At 66.6% G+C, this 24,709-nt stretch carries 29 protein-coding genes and 1 pseudogene; 10 read left to right on the top strand and 20 right to left on the bottom strand.

Annotated features, from left to right (window positions below; translation table 11 throughout):
- Positions 1-74: 74 nt before the first annotated feature.
- Together PSC72_RS12410 and ubaA are read right to left on the bottom strand one after the other, a co-directional pair.
- Positions 75-452 carry a hypothetical protein gene (locus tag PSC72_RS12410; RefSeq protein WP_274326171.1) on the bottom strand — a complete coding sequence of 126 codons (378 nt, stop codon included), beginning with the start codon at positions 450-452 and terminating at the stop codon, positions 75-77.
- A gap of 147 nt (positions 453-599) precedes the next feature.
- A complete protein-coding gene (gene ubaA, locus PSC72_RS12405) occupies positions 600-1,415 on the bottom strand; it encodes an SAMP-activating enzyme E1 (protein WP_274321728.1) in 816 nt (271 codons plus the stop codon).
- 92 nt (positions 1,416-1,507) lie between these two features.
- On the opposite strand from ubaA, the gene PSC72_RS12400 reads away from it, so the two are divergent.
- Positions 1,508-2,113 (top strand): YIP1 family protein, encoded by a 606-nt coding sequence (locus tag PSC72_RS12400; protein ID WP_274321727.1) that lies wholly within the window; start codon positions 1,508-1,510, stop codon positions 2,111-2,113.
- A gap of 40 nt (positions 2,114-2,153) precedes the next feature.
- On the opposite strand, the gene PSC72_RS12395 is transcribed toward PSC72_RS12400, so the two are convergent.
- The 4 genes from PSC72_RS12395 to PSC72_RS12380 all read right to left on the bottom strand — a co-directional run bounded on the left by PSC72_RS12395 (position 2,154) and on the right by PSC72_RS12380 (position 7,097).
- Positions 2,154-3,131 carry a methyl-accepting chemotaxis protein gene (locus tag PSC72_RS12395; protein ID WP_274321726.1) on the bottom strand — a complete coding sequence of 326 codons (978 nt, stop codon included), beginning with the start codon at positions 3,129-3,131 and terminating at the stop codon, positions 2,154-2,156.
- Between the two features lie 72 nt (positions 3,132-3,203).
- Positions 3,204-4,709 (bottom strand): carboxypeptidase M32, encoded by a 1,506-nt coding sequence (locus PSC72_RS12390; RefSeq protein WP_274321725.1) that lies wholly within the window; start codon positions 4,707-4,709, stop codon positions 3,204-3,206.
- 534 nt (positions 4,710-5,243) lie between these two features.
- Entirely contained in the window at positions 5,244-5,885 is a 642-nt protein-coding gene (locus tag PSC72_RS12385) for a DUF192 domain-containing protein (protein WP_274321724.1), read from the bottom strand.
- Positions 5,886-5,969: 84 nt separating this feature from the next.
- The gene (locus PSC72_RS12380) at positions 5,970-7,097 is read right to left on the bottom strand and encodes a M20 family metallopeptidase (RefSeq protein WP_274321723.1); all 1,128 of its coding nucleotides are present in this window, start codon (positions 7,095-7,097) and stop codon (positions 5,970-5,972) included.
- 559 nt (positions 7,098-7,656) lie between these two features.
- Between PSC72_RS12380 and PSC72_RS12375 the strand changes: the two genes are divergently transcribed.
- The gene (locus PSC72_RS12375; protein WP_274321722.1) at positions 7,657-8,679 is read left to right on the top strand and encodes a DUF368 domain-containing protein; all 1,023 of its coding nucleotides are present in this window, start codon (positions 7,657-7,659) and stop codon (positions 8,677-8,679) included.
- A 102-nt stretch (positions 8,680-8,781) separates the two neighbouring features.
- Positions 8,782-9,342, top strand: coding sequence for a DUF6438 domain-containing protein (locus tag PSC72_RS12370; RefSeq protein ID WP_274321721.1), 561 nt, complete (start codon positions 8,782-8,784; stop codon positions 9,340-9,342).
- Between the two features lie 7 nt (positions 9,343-9,349).
- Here PSC72_RS12370 and PSC72_RS12365 read toward each other — a convergent pair whose 3' ends face one another.
- The 11 genes from PSC72_RS12365 to PSC72_RS12315 all read right to left on the bottom strand — a co-directional run bounded on the left by PSC72_RS12365 (position 9,350) and on the right by PSC72_RS12315 (position 17,555).
- Positions 9,350-10,039: an urease accessory protein UreF gene (locus PSC72_RS12365; protein WP_274321720.1), complete on the bottom strand. Its 690-nt coding sequence runs from the start codon at positions 10,037-10,039 to the stop codon at positions 9,350-9,352.
- The gene (locus PSC72_RS12360; protein ID WP_274321719.1) at positions 10,036-10,653 is read right to left on the bottom strand and encodes an urease accessory protein UreE; all 618 of its coding nucleotides are present in this window, start codon (positions 10,651-10,653) and stop codon (positions 10,036-10,038) included. The genes PSC72_RS12365 and PSC72_RS12360 overlap by 4 nt, the downstream gene beginning before the upstream one ends.
- Positions 10,653-11,678 (bottom strand): urease accessory protein UreD, encoded by a 1,026-nt coding sequence (locus tag PSC72_RS12355; protein WP_274321718.1) that lies wholly within the window; start codon positions 11,676-11,678, stop codon positions 10,653-10,655. The genes PSC72_RS12360 and PSC72_RS12355 overlap by 1 nt, the downstream gene beginning before the upstream one ends.
- Position 11,679: 1 nt before the next feature.
- Entirely contained in the window at positions 11,680-12,303 is a 624-nt protein-coding gene (gene ureG / locus PSC72_RS12350; RefSeq protein WP_274321717.1) for an urease accessory protein UreG, read from the bottom strand.
- Complete coding sequence (locus tag PSC72_RS12345; protein WP_274321716.1) at positions 12,300-12,653, bottom strand: urease subunit gamma; 354 nt, start codon at positions 12,651-12,653, stop codon at positions 12,300-12,302. The genes ureG and PSC72_RS12345 overlap by 4 nt, the downstream gene beginning before the upstream one ends.
- Positions 12,654-12,665: 12 nt before the next feature.
- Entirely contained in the window at positions 12,666-14,384 is a 1,719-nt protein-coding gene (ureC, locus tag PSC72_RS12340; RefSeq protein WP_274321715.1) for an urease subunit alpha, read from the bottom strand.
- Positions 14,381-14,812 carry an urease subunit beta gene (locus PSC72_RS12335; protein ID WP_274321714.1) on the bottom strand — a complete coding sequence of 144 codons (432 nt, stop codon included), beginning with the start codon at positions 14,810-14,812 and terminating at the stop codon, positions 14,381-14,383. Before PSC72_RS12335 ends, ureC begins: the two co-directional genes overlap by 4 nt.
- Positions 14,813-14,971: 159 nt before the next feature.
- Positions 14,972-15,796: an energy-coupling factor ABC transporter ATP-binding protein gene (locus PSC72_RS12330; protein WP_274321713.1), complete on the bottom strand. Its 825-nt coding sequence runs from the start codon at positions 15,794-15,796 to the stop codon at positions 14,972-14,974.
- Positions 15,793-16,587, bottom strand: a complete 795-nt coding sequence (gene cbiQ / locus PSC72_RS12325) for a cobalt ECF transporter T component CbiQ (RefSeq protein WP_274321712.1) — start codon at positions 16,585-16,587, stop codon at positions 15,793-15,795. The genes PSC72_RS12330 and cbiQ overlap by 4 nt, the downstream gene beginning before the upstream one ends.
- Positions 16,588-16,599: 12 nt before the next feature.
- Complete coding sequence (locus PSC72_RS12320; RefSeq protein ID WP_274321711.1) at positions 16,600-16,917, bottom strand: PDGLE domain-containing protein; 318 nt, start codon at positions 16,915-16,917, stop codon at positions 16,600-16,602.
- Positions 16,917-17,555 (bottom strand): energy-coupling factor ABC transporter permease, encoded by a 639-nt coding sequence (locus PSC72_RS12315; RefSeq protein WP_274321710.1) that lies wholly within the window; start codon positions 17,553-17,555, stop codon positions 16,917-16,919. Before PSC72_RS12315 ends, PSC72_RS12320 begins: the two co-directional genes overlap by 1 nt.
- Before the next feature lie 141 nt (positions 17,556-17,696).
- On the opposite strand from PSC72_RS12315, the gene nikR reads away from it, so the two are divergent.
- The 3 genes and pseudogenes from nikR to PSC72_RS12300 all read left to right on the top strand — a co-directional run bounded on the left by nikR (position 17,697) and on the right by PSC72_RS12300 (position 20,411).
- Positions 17,697-18,107: a nickel-responsive transcriptional regulator NikR gene (gene nikR / locus PSC72_RS12310; RefSeq protein ID WP_274321709.1), complete on the top strand. Its 411-nt coding sequence runs from the start codon at positions 17,697-17,699 to the stop codon at positions 18,105-18,107.
- Between the two features lie 379 nt (positions 18,108-18,486).
- Positions 18,487-19,362 (top strand): annotated as a pseudogene (locus tag PSC72_RS12305) (ABC transporter substrate-binding protein); the annotation flags it as partial.
- Between the two features lie 50 nt (positions 19,363-19,412).
- Entirely contained in the window at positions 19,413-20,411 is a 999-nt protein-coding gene (locus tag PSC72_RS12300; protein ID WP_274321708.1) for a transposase, read from the top strand.
- A gap of 153 nt (positions 20,412-20,564) precedes the next feature.
- On the opposite strand, the gene PSC72_RS12295 is transcribed toward PSC72_RS12300, so the two are convergent.
- Positions 20,565-21,545, bottom strand: coding sequence for a hypothetical protein (locus tag PSC72_RS12295; RefSeq protein ID WP_274321707.1), 981 nt, complete (start codon positions 21,543-21,545; stop codon positions 20,565-20,567).
- 448 nt (positions 21,546-21,993) lie between these two features.
- Here PSC72_RS12295 and PSC72_RS12290 point away from each other — a divergent pair, with 448 nt between their 5' ends.
- Positions 21,994-22,671, top strand: a complete 678-nt coding sequence (locus tag PSC72_RS12290; protein WP_274321706.1) for a hypothetical protein — start codon at positions 21,994-21,996, stop codon at positions 22,669-22,671.
- A gap of 115 nt (positions 22,672-22,786) precedes the next feature.
- Here the strand turns inward: PSC72_RS12290 and PSC72_RS12285 are convergent, their stop codons facing one another.
- On the bottom strand, positions 22,787-22,993 hold the full coding sequence (locus tag PSC72_RS12285) for a hypothetical protein (RefSeq protein WP_274321705.1): 207 nt from the start codon (positions 22,991-22,993) through the stop codon (positions 22,787-22,789).
- Between the two features lie 88 nt (positions 22,994-23,081).
- Here PSC72_RS12285 and PSC72_RS12280 point away from each other — a divergent pair, with 88 nt between their 5' ends.
- Complete coding sequence (locus tag PSC72_RS12280) at positions 23,082-23,381, top strand: hypothetical protein (RefSeq protein ID WP_274321704.1); 300 nt, start codon at positions 23,082-23,084, stop codon at positions 23,379-23,381.
- Positions 23,382-23,427: 46 nt separating this feature from the next.
- On the top strand, positions 23,428-23,646 hold the full coding sequence (locus PSC72_RS12275) for a hypothetical protein (RefSeq protein ID WP_274321703.1): 219 nt from the start codon (positions 23,428-23,430) through the stop codon (positions 23,644-23,646).
- A gap of 9 nt (positions 23,647-23,655) precedes the next feature.
- Here the strand turns inward: PSC72_RS12275 and PSC72_RS12270 are convergent, their stop codons facing one another.
- Positions 23,656-24,057 carry a hypothetical protein gene (locus PSC72_RS12270; protein ID WP_274321702.1) on the bottom strand — a complete coding sequence of 134 codons (402 nt, stop codon included), beginning with the start codon at positions 24,055-24,057 and terminating at the stop codon, positions 23,656-23,658.
- A 155-nt stretch (positions 24,058-24,212) separates the two neighbouring features.
- Here PSC72_RS12270 and PSC72_RS25730 point away from each other — a divergent pair, with 155 nt between their 5' ends.
- Positions 24,213-24,632, top strand: coding sequence for a DUF7344 domain-containing protein (locus PSC72_RS25730; RefSeq protein WP_456071263.1), 420 nt, complete (start codon positions 24,213-24,215; stop codon positions 24,630-24,632).
- Positions 24,633-24,709 lie beyond the last annotated feature (77 nt).

Genomic DNA, 24,709 nt, shown 5'->3' with positions numbered 1-24,709 from the left:
TTGGGCCAATTTACTTAGGTAGTCCCGGCGGCTGCACGCCGTCGGCCGATTCTGAAGCGTCGAAGCGCGCCCTCTCAGGCGCCCGCGACGGCGGCCAGTCCGACGTAGACGTTCGTGAGGACGACGGCGGTACCGAGGGCGATGACGGCGAGGAACCACGCGCGCCAGCCGGGCACGCGCTCGACGGCCGACCGGCACTCCAGTAACACGACGCCGGCGTAGAGGACGACGGCGGCCTTCAGCGCGACCATCAGCATCGGGTCGTGGGCGAGCAGGAGGCGGATCCAGGGGTTCGCTTCCAGCGACGGCCCGGCGAACGCCGCCGCGACCAGCGTCGACGCGGCGTCGCCGAATCCCCAGACGACGACCAGCGAAAACACGAGTTCGACGTAGCCGGGCGCTTCGAGGCGTATCTCCGAGAGGTCCAGCGCGTCGGTGAGCGTCTCTGTCATGGTGTCGAAAGCGGGTGCCACTCCACGCACACCTCTCAGTTTGTCCGACATAAAACCTCGCGACGGAGTATCACCGCTGAGAGTCGCCTCGGCGGTGGAAACTGCCGCCCGTACCGATTCGGTTCAGTCCGCCCGTACCGAACCGGCTCAGTCCGCCCGCACGGCGCAGCTCTCGGCGTACTCCACGTCTCGCACGGACTCGATGGGGTCGTCGCCGCAGACGGGGCAGTCGGGGTTCCGGCGGACGGTCACCTCGTCGAAGGTCATCTCGGCGGCGTCGTAGACGACCATCCGACCGTCGAGCGACTCGCCGACTCCGACGAAGTGTTTGACCGTCTCAGTGGCCTGAATCGCGCCCACCGTTCCGGGCAGGACGCCCAGCACGCCGGTCGTCGCGCAGTCGGGCACGGCTCCCTCGGGAGGGGCCTCCGGGAAGAGACAGCGGTAGCACGGGCCGTCGCCGGTGAAGGTGGTCACCTGCCCCTCGAAGCGGTAGATGGCGCCGTGGGAGAACGGGACGCCGGCGAGTGTGCAGTAGTCGTTGAGCAGGAACCGCGTGGGGAAGTTGTCCGATGCGTCGACGACGAAGTCGTACCCGTCGACGAGGTCGGCGACCGTCTCGGGCGAGACGGCGGTCTCGTGGGTCTCGACGGTCACGTCGGGGTTGCGTTCGCGGACGAACTCGGCGGCGCTGTCGACTTTCGGGCGGCCCACGTCAGCGTCGCCGTGGACGACCTGCCGCTGGAGGTTCGAGCGTTCGACGACGTCGTGGTCGGCGATCCCGATGGTTCCCACGCCCGCGGCGGCGAGGTACTGGAGGACGGGCGAGCCGAGGCCGCCCGCGCCGACGACGAGGACGCTCGCGTCGAGGAGGTTCGCCTGCCCCTCGGGGCCCACGTCGTCCATGATGATGTGCCGGGAGTACCGATCGAGTTGCTCGGGGTCCAGGTCCGGCGCGCTCATACCCCCGAGTACCGGACCGAGCGGAATAAGCGGTCCGCTCCCGCTCGCGGCAGTGACGGAAAACTTATCGTCTCGTCGTCATCAATCTGGGTATGGCGCCCTCCACCCCGCTCGTCGACCCCGGTACCTACTTCCGCCGCCACGATCGCCCGTCGCTGGCCGTCGCGGCCGGCGTCGTCTCGGTCCAGGCCGCTGCGATATCCGTCGCGATGTGGTTGTTCCTCCAGCGCGTGATCGCACACGTCGAGGCGCCGCCCGAAGAGAAAGCGCAGGCCCAGGGCGCGCTCGTCGGTGCGACCGTCGGCGTCTTCGTCGCCGTCTTCTTCGGCTGGCTCGTCCTCGCCGCGATCCTGCACGCGTTCGTCTGGTTCGCGGGCGGCAGCCGCGGGTTCGGGACGACGCTCGCGGTCACCGGCGAGGCCGAACTGACCGGACTCGTCCTGCTGCCGCTGACCGCGGTCGGTCTGTTCACCCTGCTCGGACAGGCCCCGTCGGACCCCGCCGCGTTCACGGACTTCTTCGAGCGGGCGACCTCGTTCAGTTCCCCGGTGTTGCTCGTCTCGTCGCTCCTCGGGATGCTCTGGACGGCAGCCATCCAGGGGTTCGGGCTCGCCGAGGCCCACGACCTCCCCGTCGAGAAGATGCTCGCGCTGGCGTTCGTCGTCGGTGGCGTCGGGTTCCTGCTGAACCTGCTCTGAGGTGGCGCCCGGGCGGTCGAGAGCGCGAGCGCGTCCGGTCTCAGTCGTCGACGAGTTCTTCGACCGCCTCGTTGATGTCGGTCACCTGGTCGGTCTGGTCGTCGGCTTCCCGGGCGATCTCGGCGGTCGAGTCGGCGATCTCCTCGGCCGCGGTGGTCGACTGATCGACCATCGACGCGACCTCTTCGGTGGAGGCCGCCTGCTCGTCGGTGGCGGCGGCGACCTCCTGGATGCCGTCGTTGACCTCCTCGACGGCCCGGTGGATGTCTTCGAGCACGCCGATGGCCTCCTCGACCATCTCGATGCCCTCCTCGATCTGCTCGTTCGACTCCTCGATGGTCTCGACGGCGCTCGCCGTGTCGTTCTGGATGCCGGCCACCATCTCCTCGATCGTCCCGGCCTGGCTCTGGGACTCCTCGGCGAGGCTCTTGACCTCGTCGGCGACGACGGCGAAGCCCTCGCCGGCCTCGCCGGCGCGGGCGGCCTCGATGGAGGCGTTGAGGGCCAGCATGTTCGTCTGGTCGGCGATGTCGTTGATCACCTCGACGATGTCGTCGATCTCGCTGACGCCGTCCTGGATCGTCAACACGTCGTCGGCGACGCTCTCGGAGGCGCCCTGGATGTTCTCCATCGCCGCGGAGATGTCGGCCGCCGACTCCTGGCCCTCTTCGGCGAGGTCGCGAGCCGTCGTGCTCGCCGAGGAGACCTCCTCCGAGGAGGAAGCGATCTCCTCGACCGCGGCGCTCAGGTTCGACACCTCGTCGGCGACCTGGGACATGCCCTCGTACTGCTCGGCGGCGTGCTCGCGGATCGCGTCTATCTCCTGGGCGATCTCGACCGACGAGCCCTGCAACTCGGCCAGCGAGGTCTGGATCTCGCTCGCCGCCGCGGAGTCGTACCCCTCGTCGCGGTCGATCCCCTCCGCGATGTCGTCCTGGATGTCCCTGTCGATGTCCTCGTCGATACCGCCGTCGGAATCGAGCGCTACCTCCGCGGCGCTGGTGCCCGGATCTACCATAGTACTCGGACCGCAGGAGTACGCCCTCTAAAAAGTACGCACCCGATTATTGGGTGTGAAAACGACCGCCCCTCAGAGGTCGTACAGCGCGCCGAACTTCTCGTTCGCGTAGTCGAGGAAGTAGTCGGCGGTGAACGACTCGCCGGTGGCCTCGCGGACGAGATCGTCGGTCTCGTAGCGACAGCCGTGACGGTGGACGTTCTCGGTGAGCCACTCGTGCAGCGGGTCGAACTCGCCGGCGCGGACCTTCCCGCCGAGGTCCGCGATCTCGTCCTCGGCGCTGGCGTATAGCTGTGCGGCCATCACGCTGCCCAGCGAGTACGTGGGGAAGTACCCGAGCGAGCCGTGGGTCCAGTGGATGTCCTGCAGGCAGCCCTCGCTGTCGGTCTCGGGGCGCACGCCGAGGTACTCCTCCATCTTGTCGTTCCACACCTGGGGGACTTCCTCTACGTCGAGATCGCCGGCGATCAGGTCGCGCTCGATCTCGAACCGGAGGATGATGTGCATGTGGTAGGTCAGCTCGTCGGCCTCCACGCGGATGAGGTTGTCCGGGTAGATCTGGTTTGCGGCCTCGTAGTACTCCCGCGGCGAGGCGTCGACGCCCAGCTTCTCGTTCACGGTGTCGGCGAACAGGTCCCAGAAGGGCCGCGACCGGCCGACGTGGTTCTCCCACAGGCGCGACTGTGACTCGTGGACCGAGAGGTCGCGGGACTGGCCAAGCGGCGTCCCGTAGTGCTCGTCGGGGAGCCCGAGCGTGTAGGTGGCGTGGCCGAACTCGTGGATCGTCGAGCCGATGGCGCCCATCGGGTCCTCGGGGTCGAAGCGCGTCGTGACGCGCGCGTCGAACTGCGTCCCCGTCGAGAACGGGTGTGCTGCGGTGTCAAGCCGCCCGCGGTCCCAGTTATATCCGAGCGTGTCGAGCGCCGCCCGCACCGTCTCCTCCTGCGCCTCGGGGTCGTACTCGCCCTCCGCGAAGGGGTCGGCCAGCGCCGCGTCGCTGTCCTCGATCTCGTCGATGAGCGGGACGAGTTCGTCGCGCAGGCGCTCCAGCACCCGCTCGGCGGTGTCCAACCCCAGGTAGGGTTCGTACTCCTCGAACAGCACCTCGTAGGGGTCTCGGTCGGGGTCGATCGCCTCGGCGTACTCCCGCTTGAGGTCGATCATCTTCTCCAGCGTCGGCGCGAAGGCGTCGAAGTCGTCCTCGGCCCTGGCCTCCTCCCAGACGGGCAGGGCGTTCGAGGACGTCTCGGAGATCTCCGAGACCAGTTCCTCGGGCACCTCGACGGCGCGCTCGTGCTCGCGGCGGATCTCGCGGACCACCGCCGCTCTGCCCGCGTCGAGGTCGGCGTCGTCGAGTTCGTCGAGCCACTCGCCGACGCGGTCGTCGGTCAACCGCTCGTGGGTGACCGCCGACAGCGCCGAGGACTGCTTCGACCGCGCGGGCGTGCCGCCCTCGGGCATCGTCACCTGCTGGTCCCAGCCCAGCACCGACCCGGCGTCGCTGAGATAGGTGAGTTGCTCGACGTGCGCCTCGAACTCCTCGTAGGCCTCGGGTACTTCGGAGGATTCGGTCGCCATGGTCCACGATTAGACGCCGCGGCGTATCAAAGCCATCTTTCCGCGACCGCCTTTTCGGCCGGAGGTCGCCCACTGCGTTCGCGGCCCCCCAGCCAAAAACACGGTCTCGCCGAGTTCGCACGGAGGGCGAGTTCGGTGTCCAGAGCGGCCACGGTGACCGACTGCGCGCTCGTCAGATCGCCGCGCTGACGGTGAACAGGGGCCTTCGGCATCGGATGCTCGGCCGGGGATATAACAACCGGGCGTCCCATTGACACGTATGGATTGGGCCCCTAGAGTTCGGAAAGACGTCCCGCCTTGGGTAGTGACAGTCGTACTGGTCGTCGCGATCCTCACGATCGCCGGTCTACAGTATCTCGGTATTATATAGGGGCGCTGTCGGTGAGACGTATCGAGCGGTATCGGCGTGTCCCTTGCGGACTGAACGGACGAGGCCCGGTCGGGATCGCTGTCCTCGGACTTCGAATCGGCTTCGCTTCACGACGGTATCCGCCGAAACTGTGACTCGGGTCCCAGCGTAAAATTACGCGGCTCTCACAGCTCGAACTGCAACACGTCGCCTTCCTCGACGCCCCGCTCGGTCGTCCAGCCCTTGTTCACTTCCAGGACGTACTGGCCGCGGCCGGGGTAGGTCTGGTCCTCGCCGTCCTCGTTCGGGCCGGGTGCGGGCGCGTGGTGGATGCGCGTGATCGTCCCCTCGTCGTCCGCGTAGACGATGTCGAGGCCGAAGTCCATCTCGCGCATCACGTACGTGTGGTCGCCGACCTCGTCGTAGACGAACAGCATCCCCCGGTCCTCGGGCAGGCTCTCGGTGTCGCTCAGCCCCGTGTACCGCAGCGACTGCGTGTCGGCGATGGCCGCCGAAACTGAGCCCAACTCCTCGCCCTCGGGCGTCGTCACCCGGACGTCGGTGGTCTCGTACCCGGGGAACAGCGGCGTGCCCGTCTCCGTCGACGGGGTGGGCTCGGGCGTGGCCGTCGGCGATGGCGTCGCCGTCGACGTCTCCCTCTCCGTCGGCGTTTCGGTGGCTGTGGCCGTCTGCGTCGTCGCCCGCCCGGAAGGCTCGGTCGTCGTCGCGGCGCCGGGACCGGCGGTGCTGTCGGACTCGGTCCCGTTCCCCAGACAGCCCCCTACGCCGGTGACGGCACACGCCGCGAGAAACGCTCGACGTCGCATACCCGCCGGTACGAGTCATCGACTGATAAGGACGGCGGGAGAACCGTCCGGACGCCGTCCCCGCCGGCGGGGGAGGGGCGTCGCTCACCCGCTCCAGGACTCCGCCACGTCGCGGTAGATCTCGTAACACCGGTCGAGCGCGGCGAGCGAGACGCTCTCCGTGGCGGTGTGGGCCTCGCCGGGTTCCGCGGGGCCGCAGACCACGCACGTCGTCCCCGCGTCGGCGAGCCACCCGGCGTCGGTGGCGTGCGGTTTGACGACGTGCTCCGGCGTCCCGTCGCCCGGCGCGGCGGCGTCTTCCTCGGCCTGCGCGTCCCGAGCGGCGGTCAGCACGGCGTCGGCGAACGCGGCGTCGTCGCAGGCCATCGGCGGCAGGTCCTGGTCGACGGTCCAGGTGACGCCCGCGACCTCCTCGGTCCGTTCCAGCGGCGCGCGCTCGCCGGGCACCGTCCGCTCGTCGACGGTCACCTCGCAGCGCTCGGGGATCACGTTCCACGCGGATCCGCCCTCGATCTCGGTCACGGCGACGCTCCCCGACAGCTGGCGGCCCATGACCTCGGTCTCGGGGAATTCGAGGTCGCGCACGACGTCGACGGCGTCGCTGGCGCGGTAGATGGCGTTCGCGCCGGCCTCGGGTTCGCTGGCGTGAGCGGCGCTGCCCTCGGCGACGAGCGTCGACCCGCGGCGGCCCTTGTGCGCGACGGCCACGTCGGTGACGCCCGGCGCGGAGTAGCCCGTCGACCCCTCGCCGACGACGGCGAAGTCGGGGGCGAACCCGCGGTCGACGGCCGCCCGCGCGCCCACGCCGCCGACTTCCTCGCCGACGAACGACGCGAAGACCAGTTCCGCGCCGTCCGGGGGATCCGCGTCGCGGAACGCGCACAGCGCCGCGGCGACGGCCCCCTTCATGTCCGCGCTCCCGCGCCCGCGGAGCCGGCCGTCGGACTCCCGGACGACGTAGCCGCCGTCGTCGACCTGCGAGTCGTCCGGCGGGACCACGTCGTGGTGGCCGACGAGCGCGAGCGACGTCCCGCCCGCGCCCTTCCGGGCGACGACGTTCCCGCCCCGGCCCTCCTGGGCGCCCGCGCCGTCGCGCGTCACGGTCGCGTCTGTGTGCTCACGGAGCCACTCCTCGACGAAATCGCCCGCCGCGGCCTCGCGCTCGTGGCTCGGGATCGAGACGAGGTCGCGGGCGACGTCGGCCACCTCCATACACCGATCGTCGGACGGCGAGGACTTCAACCCTCCCGGCGGCCGAGGCCCGCGTCTCGACCCGTCCCGATTTCGGCCGGCATCGAAAAGACGCGTTCGTTTCATTGCACCAACTTATTACGGAAGTATTTCAGTAAGATTTACATTACCACGTGACTCAATCGCAGATGGGATGGTATCACACGAGTCCGAAGCGTCGCCCGGGACAACGCGGTCAGGGGGGTTCCGACGCGGTCGCTCCGTCGACGCGACGGGCGACAGCGCCGGTGACAGTATCCCGGTACCGTCGATCCGTGCGACGCGCGGGCTCCGAAGCCATTCCGAACCCACACCCATTCCGAACCCACTTCCGTTCCGAATCCGACCCACTCCGAATCCACACCCGCTCCGAACCTGACCCGTTCCGGACGCGGACGAGGTCCGGGCCCACCCCCCGGACCTGTCGGTCGCCGGATCGGTACGCGTACATCGATCGGCCGCGGCCGTCCGAGGCCGGCCGGGGCCATTCGACGCCAGACTCCACAAGAGACTTCCGGACCATAGACGAACGTATATTTCAATGACAACGGCCCCAGACAGGGCGCGCGACGAGGTGACGCTCCGCGAGTCGGTCCCGCCGCTCCACGAGTGGGCGAAGACGTTTCTCGTCGGCCTGTTCATGGGCACCGCCGACGGGGTCCCCGGCGTCTCCGGCGGCACCATCGCCCTCATTGCCGGCATCTACGAGCGCCTCATCGCGGCGATCAACGCGGTCACGCCCCGCCGCTTCTTCGACGGGGTCCGTGCGCTCACGCCGCTGGACGGCGGCGTCTCGCTCGACCGCGCCGCCGCCGTCCTCGAAGAGGTCGACGGCTGGTTCCTCCTCGCGCTCGTCGCCGGCGTGGGGACCGCCGTCGTGCTCGTCGGCCAGGCCGTCGAGTGGGCCGCGGCGGACTATCCGGTCCTGCTGTTCGGCCTCTTCTTCGGCCTCATTGGTGCCTCGGCGGTCATCCTCCTGCGAGCGGTCGCGATCCGGACCGTCCCAGAACTGGTCGCGGCCGTCGTCGGCGTCGTCCTCGCCTTCTTCGCCTCCGGACACTCCGAGTCGCTGCTTGGCACCGGGGGTCTCCCGACCGTCTTCCTCGCCGGGTCCGTCGCCGTCAGCGCGATGATACTCCCGGGCCTGTCCGGGTCGCTCCTGCTCGTGATCCTCGGCCAGTACACCTACATGTACAGACAGTTGGGGAACTTCCTCGAAGGGATCGCCTCGGTCGCGACCGGCGGATCGTTCGCCGACCTCGCCGGCCCCGCGAGCGTCGTGGTGACGTTCATCCTCGGTGGCCTCGTCGGACTGTTCACGATAGCGCGGGTCATCCGCAGGGCGCTCGACGTCAACCGCGAGGTGACCTACGCTTTCCTCGTCGCCCTCGTGCTGGGCGCGCTCCGGGCGCCGATCACGGCACTGAACGACGCCTCGGAGTACCCGTCGGTCGTCTGGAACACCCCGACCATTCAGGCGTTCGCCACCGCTGCCCTCGTCGGCGCAGTCATCGTCTTCGTCCTCGACTGGTACGCCGTCGACATCGATCTGGACGCGGTCTGATCGACCGAACCGGCGGCGCTGTCGAACGTCGTTCTCGCCCTCCGATCAAACGACCGTTTGATAGTCCGACAGGTTATCCCCTTCATCCGCTGACTTTCGGCCATGCGCACCGCATTCGCCGCCCTGGTGGCCCTCGTCCTCCTCGCCGGCTGTCAGGGGATCCTGGGTGAGCGACTCGTCGACGACCCGGCCGAACCAGCGTACCCCGACGACGCCGACACGGTGTCCGTCGAGTATCGAAACGGCCTCTGTGACGGCAACTGCCCGGCGTTCTCGGTCGAAATCTGCGGGAACGGGACGGTGTTCTACACCGGGTTCGCGAACGTGAACGCGACCGGCCTCCACCGCTACAGCGTTCCGCAGTCGAACGCGACCGCGATCCTCAACGCCTCCTACCGCGCCGATTTCTTCGCGCTGAACGAGAGCTACCCCGCGCAGGCGGACGGCGCCTCCTCGCAGTGGACGCGAGTCACCGTCGGGAACGAGTCCCACAGCGTCACCGACCACGGCTCGGCGTGGGGGACCGCCCCCGAGCGGCTCGGCGAGTTCCAGTCGACGCTCCTCGAACGCGCGGCAGTCGGGCCGCTGATCCGCGGCGGTGACGGCGATATCGACGACGAACGGTACGACGAGCTCGAAGCGCGTCGGCCGTTCTGCAGGTGACCGGCGCTCAGCTCAGGAACAGCCGCCGCTCGGCCCGCTCGTGCTCGGCCGAGCGCACGTCGACCAGCGGCGCGAACGGCGTCATGTCGTCGAGCGAGCGGTCGGCGCTCTCCTCGACGGCGTCGACCATCGCGGGCCGGAGGTCGTCGAGGACGCGCTGGACGTCGGTGTGTCCCAATCGGAGCAGCCGCTGGGCAGCGGCCAGCTGCGCCGTCGCGAACTCGTGGCAGGCCAGCAGGCACGCCTCGCGGACGGGCACGTCTGCGAGTGCGGTGACGGCGCCGAGCGCGACCGCGTAGTTTCCCGGCGCTTCGCCGGCGTCGACGGCCTCGCCGTAGGCTTCCAGCAGGTCCTCCTCGCGGAGCTCCCGCTGGAGGGCCAGCAGTCGGTTCCCCGTCCGCTCGGAGCTCTCGCGGAACTCCGCGGGGAGCGTGACGGCGGTGAGCCGCCGGTCCGCGCGCTCGACCGCGGCCAGATCCCCCTCGGTCGCCGCGTCGTGGGCTGCCCGTAGCGCGACCAGATCCGCCTGGCCGTGCTGGCGCCGGAGGACCGTCTCGCCGTGCGTCCGCAGATCGTCGGCGTCAGCGACGCTGTCGGCCGCGACGAACTGCTCCAGTGCGTAGGAGACGCTGTCGGTCCCCACCGGGAGGAACGAGTCGGCCAGTCGGAGCGATTCGAGGGTCGCCTCGTCGCTCACGGCTCCTCACCTCCGTGGGAGTCGGCCCCCGATTTCGGGTCGAGCGACCGCACGCCGTGGCCGTGACTGTGGGAATGGCTCTCGCCGCCGCCGTGAGAGTGGTCGGCCTCGCCGTGACTGTGCGAGTGGTCGGCAGCGTCGCCCTCGTCGAACAGCGTCGGCGGGACCTCGTCGTACTCGACCGTCGCGCCGTCCGGGAGATGGAGTTCGACGGTCGCTTCCATCCGCTCGCGGCTGTCGGCCAGCGGCAGGTAGGCGCGCTGGCCGTCGACCGCCAGATCCCAGTGGCGGTTCCCGACGGCGTGACCGAGTTCGAGCGCCGTCGTCACCGCCACCCTGTCGGGGTTCCCGACGCCGCCGAAGTCGAGCGCCATCGCCTCGACCGCTTCGAGGGAGACGACGACCAGTCGCTCGCCCGTCGAGAGGACGTCGCCGTCCCGTAACTCGCGGGCGACGACGACGCCCAGTTCGGTGCCGTCTGCGGCCGTCGTGCGGAACCGTGAACGGCGGCGCTCGGTCTCGTCGACGGCGACGGTGAGTGGGTCGCCGGACTCGACGCGCTCGGCGACTTCCTCGTCGTCCAGCGTTCCCACGAACTCCTCTGCGACCAGCATCAGGGCCTCCTGGAGTCGGGGGCGCCGACTCCGAGCAGTTCGATTCTCGCCTCGTCCCACGCCGCGCGGAGTGCGGCGGTCACCGTCTCCGCGCGGTGGCCGAGGGCGCGCACGGCGACGCCCGCGTCGTTCGGCAGGCGCGTCGCGCTCGCGCGGACCGTTTCGCCGTCCTCGTCGCCGCGACCGTCCGAGTCTGTTTCGGCGTTCGTGACCTCGTGAAGCCGGTCGCTCAGTTCGGCGTCGTCTGAGGTGTCACCGCTCGCGGGCGTCAGGACGTACAGCGTCCCGAGGACGGCGAACTCGCCCATGACGCCCGGTGCGGAGGGATCGGCGTCGGCGGGTCGGAGGTGGGTGGCGTCGTCGACGAGCAGTTCCCTCTCACGCCGGACGCGCAGGCGCGAGAGGTACCGCTCGAAGTCGAAGCGCTCGCCGCGGGCCAGTCGGCCGGGGACGACGACCTCGCCGACGACGGCGCTCGCGTCCGGGGCCAGTTCGAGCGTGACCGATTGGCAGAACCGGGAGTCCCCGTGGAGGATCGTCGGTTCGGGCACGTAGTCGAGGTGGCCACCGCTCCCGACGGAGAGCGAGACGTCGGCGGCGGCGTAGTTGCGCGCCATCGAGAGCACCTTCTGTGAGCTCTGGGTGGAGACGTGGGCGACGGCGTCGGCGCCGACTTCGATGTCGACCGCGTGACGGTCGCCCTGCGCGACGCCGCCGGTCGGCGACTGGACGTAGACCGTCTCCGCCTCGGGGAGCGGATCGTGGCCGAGCGTGCCGCTGACGTGGAACGGCGCCCGGACGAGGTCCCGGACGAGGTTCGTCTCGCCGTTCCCGTCGACCTCGAACCGGAGTTCGAGGCGGCCGTCCTTGCCGGGCGAACCGACCGCCGCGGCGGGGACCGACTCGGTCGCGTACTCGGCGAACGCCGGGTGCGGCGGTTCGTCGGCAGTCTCGTCGCGGCGGCTCGGTGGCGCCGGAGGTCCGTCGGGCGGCTCTTCTCCGGGATCCGGGCTGTCGGCCGCCATCTCAGGCGAACAGCACGCCGTCGCTGACGTGCTCCTGTACCTCGTCGATCCCCTCGCCGGCCTTGCAGTTCGTGAAGACGAACGGACCCTCCCGCACATCGTCGGCGTCGGCCTCCAGTACGTCCAGATCCACGTCGACGTGGGGGGCGAGGTCGGTCTTGTTGATCACGAGCAGGTCACAGTCGACGACGCCGGGGCCGCGCTTGCGCGGGATGTCCTCGCCCTCGGCCACGCTGATGACGTACAGCGAGTAGTCCGCGAGTTCGGGGTTGAAGGTCGCCGCGAGGTTGTCGCCGCCGCTCTCGACGATGACGATATCGAGGTCGGGGTGGTCGGCGAGGAAGTCGTCGATCTGCGCGAGGTTCATCGACGGGTCCTCGCGGATGCCGGTGTGTGGGCAGGCGCCGGTCTCGACGCCGGCCACGAGGTCCGCGGGGACGACGCCCGCGAAGCGCTCGCGCAGGGCGTCGGCGTCCTCCTGGGTGAGCACGTCGTTGGCGATGACGCCCACGTCCAGGCCCGCGTCGCGCAGTCGCGGGACGAGTTCCGTCACGAGCGCGGTCTTGCCGGAGCCGACGGGGCCGCCGATGCCGACCGTCGCCACGTCGCGGTGGGTGAGGCTCACGAGTCGGCCTCCTCCGGGGAGTCGCTGGACGAATCTGCCGCGTCCGTCGACCGGATGGGGTCGTGGACGGTCACGAGCTTCGTGCCGTCGGGGAAGACGGGTTCGACCTGGATCATGTCGACCATCTCGGGGACGCCGGGCATCACGTCCTCGGGGTCCAGCAACTGGGTGGCCTCGGCGCGGATATCTGCCACGTCCCAGCCGTCGCGGGCGCGCTCGACGCACCAGTCGGAGATGTACGCGACAGCCTCGGGGTGGTTCAGCCTGACGCCGCGCTCGCGGCGGCGCCGGGCGAGCTCTGCGGCCATGAAGACCGTCAACCGCTCCTCTTCTTTCGGTGTTACGTTCATGATAGGTGTCCGTTAGAGCATGTACCGCTGCGCGAGGGGGACCTCCTCGCTCGGTTCGCAGGCGACGACCTCGCCGTCGACCGTCACCTCGAACGTCTCGGGGTCGATCTCGATGTCGTCGGGACAGTAGTCGTTGTAGTGCATGTCGTCCTTCCCGGTCGTCCGAGCGCCCGAGACGGGGACGACGGGCGTGTCGAGCCCGTACTCCTCGCCGACCCCCGCCTCGGCGGCGACGGGGCTCACGAACGACAGCGAGAGGGCGTGTTTCGCGTTCCCGATGGCGCCGGCCCGGGGCCGCTGCTTGATCGGTTCGCAGGTCATCAGCGAGCCGTTGGCTTCGCCCATCTCGGAGTAGGCGGGGAACCCGCCCTTGAACGTCATCGCGGGCTTGATTCCGAAAAAGGCCGGATCCCACAGCACCACGTCGGCGAGCTTGCCGGGTTCGAGCGTGCCGACGTACTCGTCGATGCCCGCCGAGATGGCGGGGTTGACGGTGTACTTCGCCAGGTAGCGTTTGACGCGGAAGTTGTCGGCGTCGTCGTGCGTGTCCGCGGCCTCGTCCTCGGGGAGGGGGCCGCGCTGGGACTTCATCTTCGAGGCGGTCTGCCAGGTGCGGGAGATGACCTCCGCCTGCCGGCCCATCGCCTGGGAGTCCGACGTCATCATCGAGATGGCGCCCTCGTCGTGGAGCACGTCCTCGGCGCCGATGGTCTCCGCACGGACGCGGGATTCGGCGAAGGCCACGTCCTCCGGCACGTCCGGGTTGAGGTGGTGACAGACCATCACCATGTCCAGGTGCTCGTCGAAGGTGTTCACCGTGTACGGCATCGAGGGGTTCGTCGACGAGGGCAGCATGTTGGCCTGGCCGACCATCTCCATGATGTCCGGCGCGTGGCCGCCGCCCGCGCCCTCGATGTGGAACAGGTGCATCGTCCGCCCGTCGACGGCGGCGAAGGTGTTCTCGACGAACCCGGCCTCGTTGAGCGTGTCCGTGTGCATGCACACCTGCACGTCCTCTTCCTCGGCGACGTCGAGGCAGGTATCGATGGCCGCGGGCATCGACCCCCAGTCCTCGTGGAGCTTCAGCCCGCAGGCGCCGGCTTCGAGTTGCTCGCGGAGCGGGCCGGGCTTCGAGGCGTTGCCCTTCCCGTAGAAGCCGACGTTGACCGGCCACTCGTCGGCGGCCTGCAGGAACCGCTTCACGTTCTCCGGGCCCGTCGTGCAGGTCGTCGCGCCGCCGCCGTAGCCGCCGCCGAGCATCGTCGTGATCCCGGAGGCGAGGGCGTGTTCGGGCAGTTGCGCCGAGTTGAAGTGGACGTGGATGTCCAGCCCGCCCGCGGTCGCGATCTTCCCCTCCGCGGGGTAGACGTCGGTGGACGGGCCGACGACCATGTCGACGCCGTCCATCGTGTCGGGGTTGCCGGCCTTGCCGATCCCCGCGATCTCGCCGTCGCGGATGCCGACGTCGGCGGCGACGATGCCCAGCACGGGGTCCATGACGAGCGCGTTCGTCAGCACCCAGTCCAGGGCGCCCTCTTCCTGGGTGGTGCCCGGGGACTGCCCGAGGCCGTCACGGAGGGTCTTCCCGCCACCGAAGACCGCCTCGTCGCCCGGCGTCCGGAGGTCCTCCTCGACTTCGACGAACAGTTCGGTGTCGCCGAGGCGGACCCGGTCGCCCTCGGTCGGCCCGTACAGTTCGGCGTAGGCCTCGCGGTCGACCTCGCGGGTCACGGCTCGTCACCCCCGGTGGAACCGTCTCCGTCGTCCAGTTTCCCGGCCTGGCTCGGGATGCCTCCGAACCCCTGTCGCTCTGCGCGCTCGACCGCCGCGGCGGCGTCGCCGTCGACGCTGCCGTTCACGAGGCCGTTCATGCCGTGAGCGACGCGCTTGCCGCCGATGGCGACGAGTTCGACGGTCTGCTCGTCGCCGGGTTCGAACCGGACCGCCGTGCCGGCGGGGATGTTCAGGCGCTTGCCGAAGGCGGCCTCGCGGTCGAACTCCAGCGCGGCGTTGGCCTCGAAGAAGTGGAAGTGCGACCCGACCTGCACCGGGCGGTCACCCGCGTTGCCGACCGTCACCTCCGCCGTCTCGCGACCCTCGTTTATCGTCACGGGCTCCTCGCCGGGGATCACCTCCCCGGGGACGGCGTCGTCATCCATGCCGTACCACGTCCGTCGATAGTTGCGCCTGATAGTCGATCATCTGCGCGATTATTTGGCGACCCACCTCAAGCCGGTTCCCTTCGGTGCAAATAGCACCGGGCGATCTCGGATTCTACCCCGATCGTACGATTTTCCGAAAGACAATCCGAAGTTCGATCAGATACCGTCGTCGCCGAACCGCTCGCGGGCCGCCGCGACGGTCAGCGGCACGTCGTCGGCCAGCCCGTCGAACAGGCGGACGACCTGCGGGGGCCGCAGGTCGCAGTCGGTCAGCAACTCGACGTCGGTGAGGATCTCGCGGGTCGGGCCGGTCGCGGCGACCCGGCCGGCGGCGTCGAGCAGGACCACGCGGTCGGCGACGTGCGGGACGAGTTCCGTCTCGGGCGTCGAGACGACGAGCGTGACCCCTTCGGCGGACAGGTCGTCGAGCAGGTCGAGGATCGTCGCCCGGTTGGCGGCGTCGACGTTGCTCACCGGCTCGTCGAGCAACAGCGCGTCCGGTTCGACGGTCAGCGCGCTCGCGAGGGCCGCCCGCCGCTGTTCGCCGCCGCTGAGCCGGAAGGGCGGTTTCTCCAGCAGTTCCCCCAGGTCGAGCAGGTCGGCGACGCGCTCGACGCGCCGGTCGGCCTCGCCGTCGGGCAGGTCCTGCTGGGACGGGCCGTAGGCGAGGTCTTCGCGGACGGTCGGGTTGAAGAGGTAGTCCGCCGGGTCCTGCGTGAGGACGCTCAGCCGGTCGCGGACGGCGTCGGCGTCGTCGGTCCCTCCGAAGTACCGGACCGTCCCCGCGTCGGGCTCGATCAGTCCGCCGAGGATCTGGAGGAGCGTGCTCTTGCCGGCGCCGTTCGGCCCGAGCAGCGCGACGCGCTCGCCGTCACCGACGGTCACGTCCACGCCGTCGACCGCGGGCGTCCCGTCCGGGTAGGCGTAGCGGAGGCCGCTCGCCTCGATGGCCGGCGCCGGGTCGCCGTCCGCATCGGTCACGCGAGGACCACTCCCAGCACGGCGCCCGCGACGACCAGCGCGAAAGCGGCGTCGGGGGCGCCCGGCGTGGCTCGGGCGCGGACCGGCGTCGTGCCGCCACCGCCGCGAGCCCGCGCGGCGCGCTGGACTCGTTCGCCCCGCTCGACGCTCCGCAGGAGGAAGGTCCCGAGGAAGTTCCCCGAGTCGCGCCACGTCCGCCGCAGGTCCGGGTCGGTCACCGTCCGGCCCCGCCGCGCTCGAACCATCCGTTCGAGTTCGGCGAAAAAGAGGTGGAGGTAGCGGTAGGTGATCGCGAGCAGCGAGACGGCGATGGTCGGGGCGCGCAGCCGGCGGAGGCCCGCGAGCACGTCCGCGAACGGCGTCGTCAGCAGGAGCAGGGAGAGGAAGCCGACGCAGGCCGCGACGCGGACGGTGAAGACGGCGACGTACTCGACGCCGGCGGCCGACAGCGGAGTCGATCCGAGCGTCGGACCGCCCATCAGCAGCGCCTGCGGTGCCACGGCGACCAGCGCGAACGCCGGCGGGCCGACGAGCCGACCGGCGAAGGTCCGCGCGGGGACCCGAGAGACGGCGGCGAGCGCGACGGCGAGGCCGGCCATCGCCGCGACCGTCGGCAGGTCCCGGTGGGTGACTGTCAGCGCGACGAGTGCGAGGAGGCCGACGAGCTTGACGCTCGGTGCGACCGCCTGCAGGAAGCCCGGCCGCTGGGGGACGTCCTCGGCGAGCAGGAACCAGCGGGCGCTGTCGGCCAGCGCGGCGAGCGTCCGGTCGAGGGGGTCGACGCGGGCCATCGGGATCGAGCGTCAGCGCGTCCCGTCGGCGTCGGTCCCGAGCAGGCGGCCGAGACCGAGCGCGACCAGCAGCGTCAGTCCGGTCCCGACGACCGCGGAGACGAACGTGCCCGCGGCGCCCCCGAGCACGGGGACGCCGTAGTCCGGGAACGGCGCGGCGCCGACCGACTCGGCGCGGTCGGTCGCGCCGGTCGCCTCGGCGGCGTTTTCGAGGGGTTCGGCGTAGCCGACCTGTTCCGCCGCCCAGCCGAACACCGGCGCGAGCAGCGCGAGGACGAGCAGGGCGGCGAGCGCGCGCGGGAGCCACTCGGGCGCCCACTCCGGCGCCATCAGGCGCTCACCTCCGGGGTCGTCGCGGGCCGCAGGTCCGGCCGGGCGTCGACCAGGTAGCGGTAGACGACGGCGGTGATCGCTCCCTCGACGAGACCGAGGACGAGGTGGCCGCCGCCCATGATCGCGAGCGTGGTGAGGATCTGGTACTGGAACGCCGAGGAGAGGCCGAGCTGGAGGCCGGCGGTGAGCGCGCCCGCGGTGATGCCGAGCCAGCCGGCGGCGAAGGCGGCGCGGAACTCGCCGTAGGGGGCGACGGCTCGGTAGACCGCGTAGCCGACGTACACCTCGACCACGGCCATGTTGAACACGTTCGCGCCGAGGACGACGAGGCCGCCGTCGCCGAACACGAGCGCCTGGATCGTCACGACGGTCGCCACGCAGAGCGCGCCGAGGTGGGGGCCGAGCAGGATCGCGGCGAACGCGCCGCCGACGAAGTGAGCGCTCGTCCCGCCGGGGATCGGCCAGTCGAGCATCTGCGCGGCGAATATCCCCGCGGCGACGACGCCGAGAAGCGGCGCCCGCGCGTCCGAGATCTCGCCGCCGACGCGCCGCGCGGCCACGCTCAGGACCGCGATCGAGAGCGCGCCGAACAGCAGCGCGAGCGGCAGGTCGACGTATCCGTCCGGGATGTGCATACGTGTCCGCTCCCCGCCGCGACGGATAATATTTTCTCATCGTGCAGTATTACTCGGTGCGGTCCGGGCGGCGGGCTCGCACTTCGCGCGCCGCGACGGCGGGTGGCCAGTCATATTACGCGGTCTGTCGTAGCCGGGGGCATGGGAGACGACATCGACCGCATCAGCCTGACGCTCCCGTCGTCGATGGTCGAGCGCCTCGACGGCATCGTCGACGACTGGGAGTACGACAGCCGGTCGGAGGCGATCCGCGACTCGCTGCGGGACTTCTTCGCCGACTACGAGTGGGAACGCGGCGGCGACGCCCGCCACCACGGCACGATCGTGATCGTCCACGACCACCACGTCGACGGCATCGCCGACGAACTCCAGACCGTCCAGCACGAGATGGCCGAGGCGATCACCTCGGTCCAGCACATCCACCTCTCCCACGACACGTGCATGGAGACGCTCGTCGTCGAGGGCTCGGCCGGCGACATCACCGAACTCGCCAACCGCCTGCGGGCCATCGGGGGCGTCCAGCAGGTGAAGGTCGTCGTCGTCGACGAGTGATCGCCCGGATCTCCGTCAGATCGAATCTGTCCGTTCGTTCTGATCGTCCGTTCATTGTCACTTCCGGCCGCGGACCGCTTCGCGACTGCGATCCCGTCTCGATCTCCGCGGGTATCCGGAAAACGCCACGTTCAAAATATTCTGCTGTATGCTATTCGAATATCAACTAATTTCGCCCTGTCCTAACATATCCTAATATCCAAGGCAAGGGTATTGGACATCTATAATACGCGAGTGCAAACCCTTATTTGGTATCTGCGAAATCGAAGGTACGTACGAATATGATGGACGCTCGTGCGGGTATATTCCGGTACAGTGGCGGAAATAATGTGGTCGCGGCCGAGTTTGGAAACGATCGTAACTTCGGGGGTGCGGGCGAATGAGCGGCGACGGGATCAGTCGCCGGCAGTTCGTGACCGCCGCCGGGGCGGCGACGGTCACCGGGCTGGCCGGCTGTTCGGAGACCGGGGGCGCGACGACCGATACCGCGAGCAGTTCGGACACGATCAAGATCGGCGTACTGGAGGACCAGTCGGGCAACTTCGCGCTGAACGGCACGCCGAAGTACCGGGCGTCGATGCTCGCCATCCAGGAGATCAACAACGACGGCGGCATCGACGGCAAGCAGATCGAACCGGTGACGCGTGACCCTCAATCGGACAACCAGCGTTACCAGGAACTCACTCGGCAGTTCATCAACGAGGAGAACGTCGACGCCCTCTGGGCGGGCTACTCCTCGGCGACCCGCGAGGCGATCCGGCCGATCATCAACCGCCACGAACAGCTGTACTTCTACACGACCCAGTACGAGGGCGGCGTCTGCGACAAGACGACCTTCGCGATGGGACCGACGGCCCGCCAGCAGCTCGGGGCCGTCCTCCCGTACCTGCGCGAGGAGTACGGGCCGGAGATATACGTCATCGCCGCCGACTACAACTTCGGCCAGCTGTCGGCCGACTGGGTCGAGGTACTCGCCGACGAACACGACGCCGAGATCGTCGCCGATCCCGAGTTCATCCCGCTCAGCGAGTCCAGTTTCGGCTCGGTCATCAACAACATCCAGGACGCCGACCCCGACTTCGTGATGTCCATGCTCGTCGGCGCGAACCACACGTCGTTCTACGAGCAGAAGGCCTCCGCGGGCCTGGAGATCCCGATCGGCACCTCGACGGCGATGGCCCAGGGCTACGAGCACAAGCGCATCGACCCGCCGGCGATGGCCAACATCTACGCCGGCGTCAACTACATGGAGGAGGGAGGGTGTCATAGAAAGCCTCACACACGAGGACGCAGGGTGTTGGAACTGTGTCTACGAGCGCCAGCACCCTGCAAGAAGAGGGTTCTATCGACGAGTTCTTCAATGTCGTGGCTACCGAGACGCTCGCGTTGTTCGAGCATCTTGAGTTCGACTTTTTCAGCGAGTTCGACGTGTTCGCCCCCGCTCGCCGGGGGCGAACACGAGACCACCACCCACCAGAACTCTTCCGAGCGTTCCTCCACTGCTACTACAAGGACATCTACGGCATTCGCCCGGTCACACGAGAACTCCAGAACACGGTCGTCTGGCTCAGCTGTGGCTTCGATCGACCGCCCTCAAGAGACGCGGTCGATCGCTTCCTCACCGACCTCGAACACGTCGTCGACGAAGTCTTCGACCACCTCGTCGAGCAGGCCGCCGCCCGCGGCCTGCTCGACATGACCTACCGAATCGATTCGACGGACGTGCGAGCGATGCCATCCGACCCAGATGCGTCGAAGAACTACGACCCAACCGCTGAGGAGTACTATTACGGCTACGGCTGTACGATCGTCTCAACCGGCGCAAAGATCCCGATTGCAGCCGAGTTCACCGAGAGCAAACAAGCCGCAGAAGAGACGGCGATGCGCGTCACCCGTGACGCGCTCGCCGTCGCCCAGCCGATCTGGATGCTCGGTGACAGCGCCTACGACACGCTCGACTGGCACGACCTCCTGCTGACCGCAGGAGTCGTGCCAATCGCCCCGTACAACCCGCGAAACACCGACGATCCGCTCAATATCAAGTACAGAGTCGAAGACCGCATCGAGAAACACAGTGACGAGATTCAGCTCAAACAGTCGATCCTAGACGAGACGTACAACCGCCGGAGTCAGGTCGAGCGAACGAACGATGCGGTCAAGGACTGCGGCCTCGGGACGCTACGCGCCCGAGGCCGCGTCCACGCCCGAGCGCAGGTGTTCCTTGCGCTCTGCGTTCGACTCGTCGTCGCCGTCACCAACTACGAACGAGGTGACAATCCGGGAAGCACCGTCATCACGGTATGAGATGGATTCTATGACACCCTCTTCTATAATAATACTCATATCAACACTTTATGCTCAGGTTGCACCGCGGCAAACTGGCTGTGACTGTTTCTATGACACGCTATTAACGGCTACCACCAGAACACCTTGTTTAGAGCAAGTGGGTTGGCTGGTTCAACCCCCAGATTTCGTGTGGAACGACGTTCCGGGATCGAAGCTGGTGAGATCGTCAATCCGAGCTTCTAATTCCTCGATTTCCTGCTGAAGCTCTTCAGTATCTTCGTCCGTGGCGGCAATCCGATCTTTTAGCCCTTGGAGTCGAGACGCTTTCTGTTCCTCATCTACCTCGGCCTTTCGGACGTATTCACTCTCCTCAATCTCGTACACAGCAGATTCAGCAAGTTCGGTGACGTCCAGTGCTTCATCGACCTTGCCAGCGTCTACGGTCGTCACACGCTCGCGGTCGATACCCGCGTCTTCCAACATTTCGAGAACCTCCTCTTCGTCTTTGAGTGAGCGATTCCGCCGAGACGTGCGTTGGACAGAACCGTACTGGCCGCTGACGGGCTGGTCGTGGTGGAGTCGATCAAGCAGTATGCCACGTACGTCTTGCCGGAGGTCATTAGCGTTCCGTTGCACATCCGAGAGAAGCGTATAGAGATTGACCAGCGCGGGTGTCTCCATGCCTTCCAGGTCGGTCGGATCGTGACGTTCGAGCGCGTCAATCAACAGGAGTGCGTCGGCGTAGACAGGGATGTTCGGCTCCTCTCGCTCGCCAGTCTCGGTGTCTACGTCATGAGCGTCAACCAACGGTGAGCCTGTCGGCGTCTCTGTCTCCGTCAGTGTTCCCTCTCGGTCGTCAAGCTCAAACCGGGGATGCAGACTCAGTACAGTCGCGTATGGTTCGGCGTCCGGTGGCAGTCGGTCAAGGTCGAAGCCGTCGTGGGCGTCTGTCACACGCTGAAACAGCGTCTCAAACTGGTCACGCTGGAGTGGGACGGTGCTGTCGTCGTCACGATACTGGATAAGAATCCGATGTTCTTGAACGTCGGTCAGACGGAAGGGCTTGCGCGACAGGGGCGTGAATAATGTTGCATCAGACGGTAGCTCCTCGGCATTGTCGAGAAGAGTATGCCAACGTGCACTAAACGGCATACGTCGTCTTCAGCAGCACAGGGCAAAACTCCACGGGCGACTGAGCAGAACCGAGCGGGAGGTGATTCGAGAGGGAGTAGTAGTCAGGGCCACCCCTCGTTGTGAGTGGTCAAGGCTCATCTCGCACCCTCACAGTGACAAGTCACACGCACACGTCACAGTCACACATCACAATCGGATCGCCATCAGTATCCCACTCGATTCTGCCGCTGCGCGAAATCTCGATGACCGGATCATCGCACACGCAATCCTTCTCAACGAAGAAGACGACTAACCCAGCACTCGCCGACACCCCTCAGTGTGAGCAGGTTAGGTGTTCCCAGAGGTTTATCAGTGACTGGTGGGCATTTCACCCAGACCCCCACCTTTGGTAAGAACACATGTGGGTGAATAATCGATCTTTACCTCACAACCTTAAATCAACGTGGGGAATAGATACAAATACAATATGACAGAAACAAATCAATCCTCCGCATCAGAAGAAGCTATCGAAACACTGAATCAATGCAAGCAAACCGGTGACAAAGTCAAAACCAGCGAAGATGCACTCGATGCCATCGGCATCGACCATAACACCCGAGTCGCCAAATGGGGACGCAACAGCCTCCCAATCACCTACAACCTGCACCGCAAACACGGAGTATGGCTACTCATCGAGACACACACGAACCAGCTGGGCCCAGAACGCACAATCCACTACATCACCGCCGGGAACCCATCGGTCGAACACGAAGAACTCGATCTCGATGCCGCCCGGGAAATCCTCGAAACCGCCGAACACTGGACAGCAAACACCGACCAAACTATCGATGCCATCGAAAAACGGCAGATGAGCATCGGCGAATGGTGGCTTGACGGCGTCATCGACGGCGGTCTTGCCGTGATCGGAGGCGAAAATCGGATGCACTTCACTGCACCCACCACCACAATCGAGTACCACGGTGCACCGGAGCTCAATCGCACCGAGAGAAGCATCCTGCACGATGCACTATCGGCAACACACCCGATTGTCGGCGACCACGTCCAAGGGTACCAGCATCCCTTCAACGTTGAATTCTCCGTTGAAGTGACCTGGGACACAGACCGACTGAACCCAGAAGAACTCGTCGAGCAACACACGGCCTAACCCACTTATGAATCCAGTCTGGACAGTTGGTATACCAGAGTACCACTCGTTTTTTAAGTAAAATGAGAGTCAGCGAGAGCGGGATACCCCGCTATCGATTTGTTCCGATGCCGAATCAATCGTCGCCGCGGTGATGACCGAACATCCGTTCCGTTTGCTCGACGCTGGAGACGTGCCGACGCAGAATTTCCTCAGTACTCTTCCCGTGCTCCTCCCTAATCGCATCCACATCTAGCAATTCCTCAATCGTCTCTTGCGACGCGATACTCCCCTCGGCCAACTCAACAAGAGCTTCCCGTATCTCAGGGGCACCATCGATCATTACTCAGCAATACGCTCCGACCGGCAATAATCCCAGGTGCGTCGGGAACCACGAGAAGAACTAACCCCGAACACACCAACGACAACACATGGCCCAGATCCCGAAAACACAGTTCACAATGCTCCAAGGAATCCTCGCCCACCCGAACGAGTCACCATCGATTATCCAGCTTGACGAGATGAACCCCCGTCTGGAGCAAGAAGAGATTCAGGAACATCTGCAACATCTCGTCGACGTGAACATCGTAGAGCAAACCAATGACCGAGATCCCACAACGAGATACAGACTGACCGGCAATGGACGCGGCGAACTAATGGGAACTGGTCTCTTCGATGCCGAAGCCACTCTCAAAAACTACTACCAGAACACTTCGTCACCGACTCGCTAACTTCCCTGCTGAACAGAACTATTGTACTCGACTCTCCATCCCCAGCATGACACTAAACGAGTTGACCGACATCCTCGACGAAAATCCGGCAGTAGAGGACTACGACGTCAAGGATGATGGAGTCCGGTTCTGGGTCGGTGTCCGAGCATACAAGGAGGCGAAACAGGCAGTCGTCGATGACATCGAAGCTCTCGATGGTGTGGAACTCACGCGTGAGAAGAACGAAAACGACTGGCTGTGGTATTCTGCCTCAGTCCCCCAGTAACACCAGGAGTCAGAACTCGTCGAGCGTCTTGTGCTCCGCGTCTTCCGGCCAGTCGTCCAGTACTGTTAATCCGGGACTGGGTTCTTCGCGCTCGCCGACATCCAGTCCATCGGAGAAATCGTCGTAGAAGACATCCGCCAGTTCACGCACGGCGATAGCCAGGTCTTTCTGGTTCTCGATTTCCTTCTGAGTCCGGAACTGCACGCCCTCAAGCGTGTCGTGACTCGTGTACAATTTGGCAATCGCCCAGACATCTTCAGTGACATCGAAAAGCCCCTCGCTGTTCGCGGGTGGGCACACGTCGATCATCCCCGAGAGAGACTCGTGCTCGAAACAAGCGTACCGAGCAGTGCGCATGGCCATGCCCGGGTTCCGGTTCCAATCGCCTGGGAGCATTGCAGTATCGTTCATCTTACCTGAAGATACGAGACACCCGCGTATAAACCTGGAGAGCAGGTGAGCTGGTCTTGTCCTTTATCACTAGACCTTGAGGAGTACTAGCCGACCGGGCGGGCGCCCGACAGTAGTCGGGTAGTGCGTCGGGCACCCGCCCCAGAAAAACACCAATGAGAATGCAATCACTCCGCAATCCGCTCAGTCGCTTCCGAGAAGCCATCACACGCGAACGTCACAGTCACACGTCACAGTCACACGTCACACCCATCGAACCCAGTGACGCAATCGAAATCCTGTCTTGTGCACGTCGCAGGTGGGCCGTCGAATATCTGGCCGACCAGCCAGCAGACGACCCAGTCACGATTTCCGATCTAGCCGAACACGTCGGCGCACGCGAAGCCGACTGTTCGGTGAAGGAACTGTCCTCGAAACAGAGAGAACGAGTGTACGTCGCGCTCTACCAAACCCACTTGATGACCATGAACTCGATTATCGATTACGACAGAGACAGGGGAACAATCACACCGACGGAAGCGCCCGAACATCTCTGGAATGCCTACCGTGCCTTCCAACAGTCGCTGAACGGATAGCACTGCATGTGAAACGCGCTGTGCTGGTCGTTATTAAAAGGTCTTGACGAACCCTTTTAAGCGAGATATGGGCGTAT

It is taken from the genome of Halosimplex aquaticum (assembly GCF_028747785.1).
GTDB classification, from domain to species: Archaea; Halobacteriota; Halobacteria; order Halobacteriales; family Haloarculaceae; genus Halosimplex; species Halosimplex aquaticum.
Note: the sequence above shows the minus strand (reverse complement) of the source record. Positions and strands in the feature narration are given on the sequence as shown.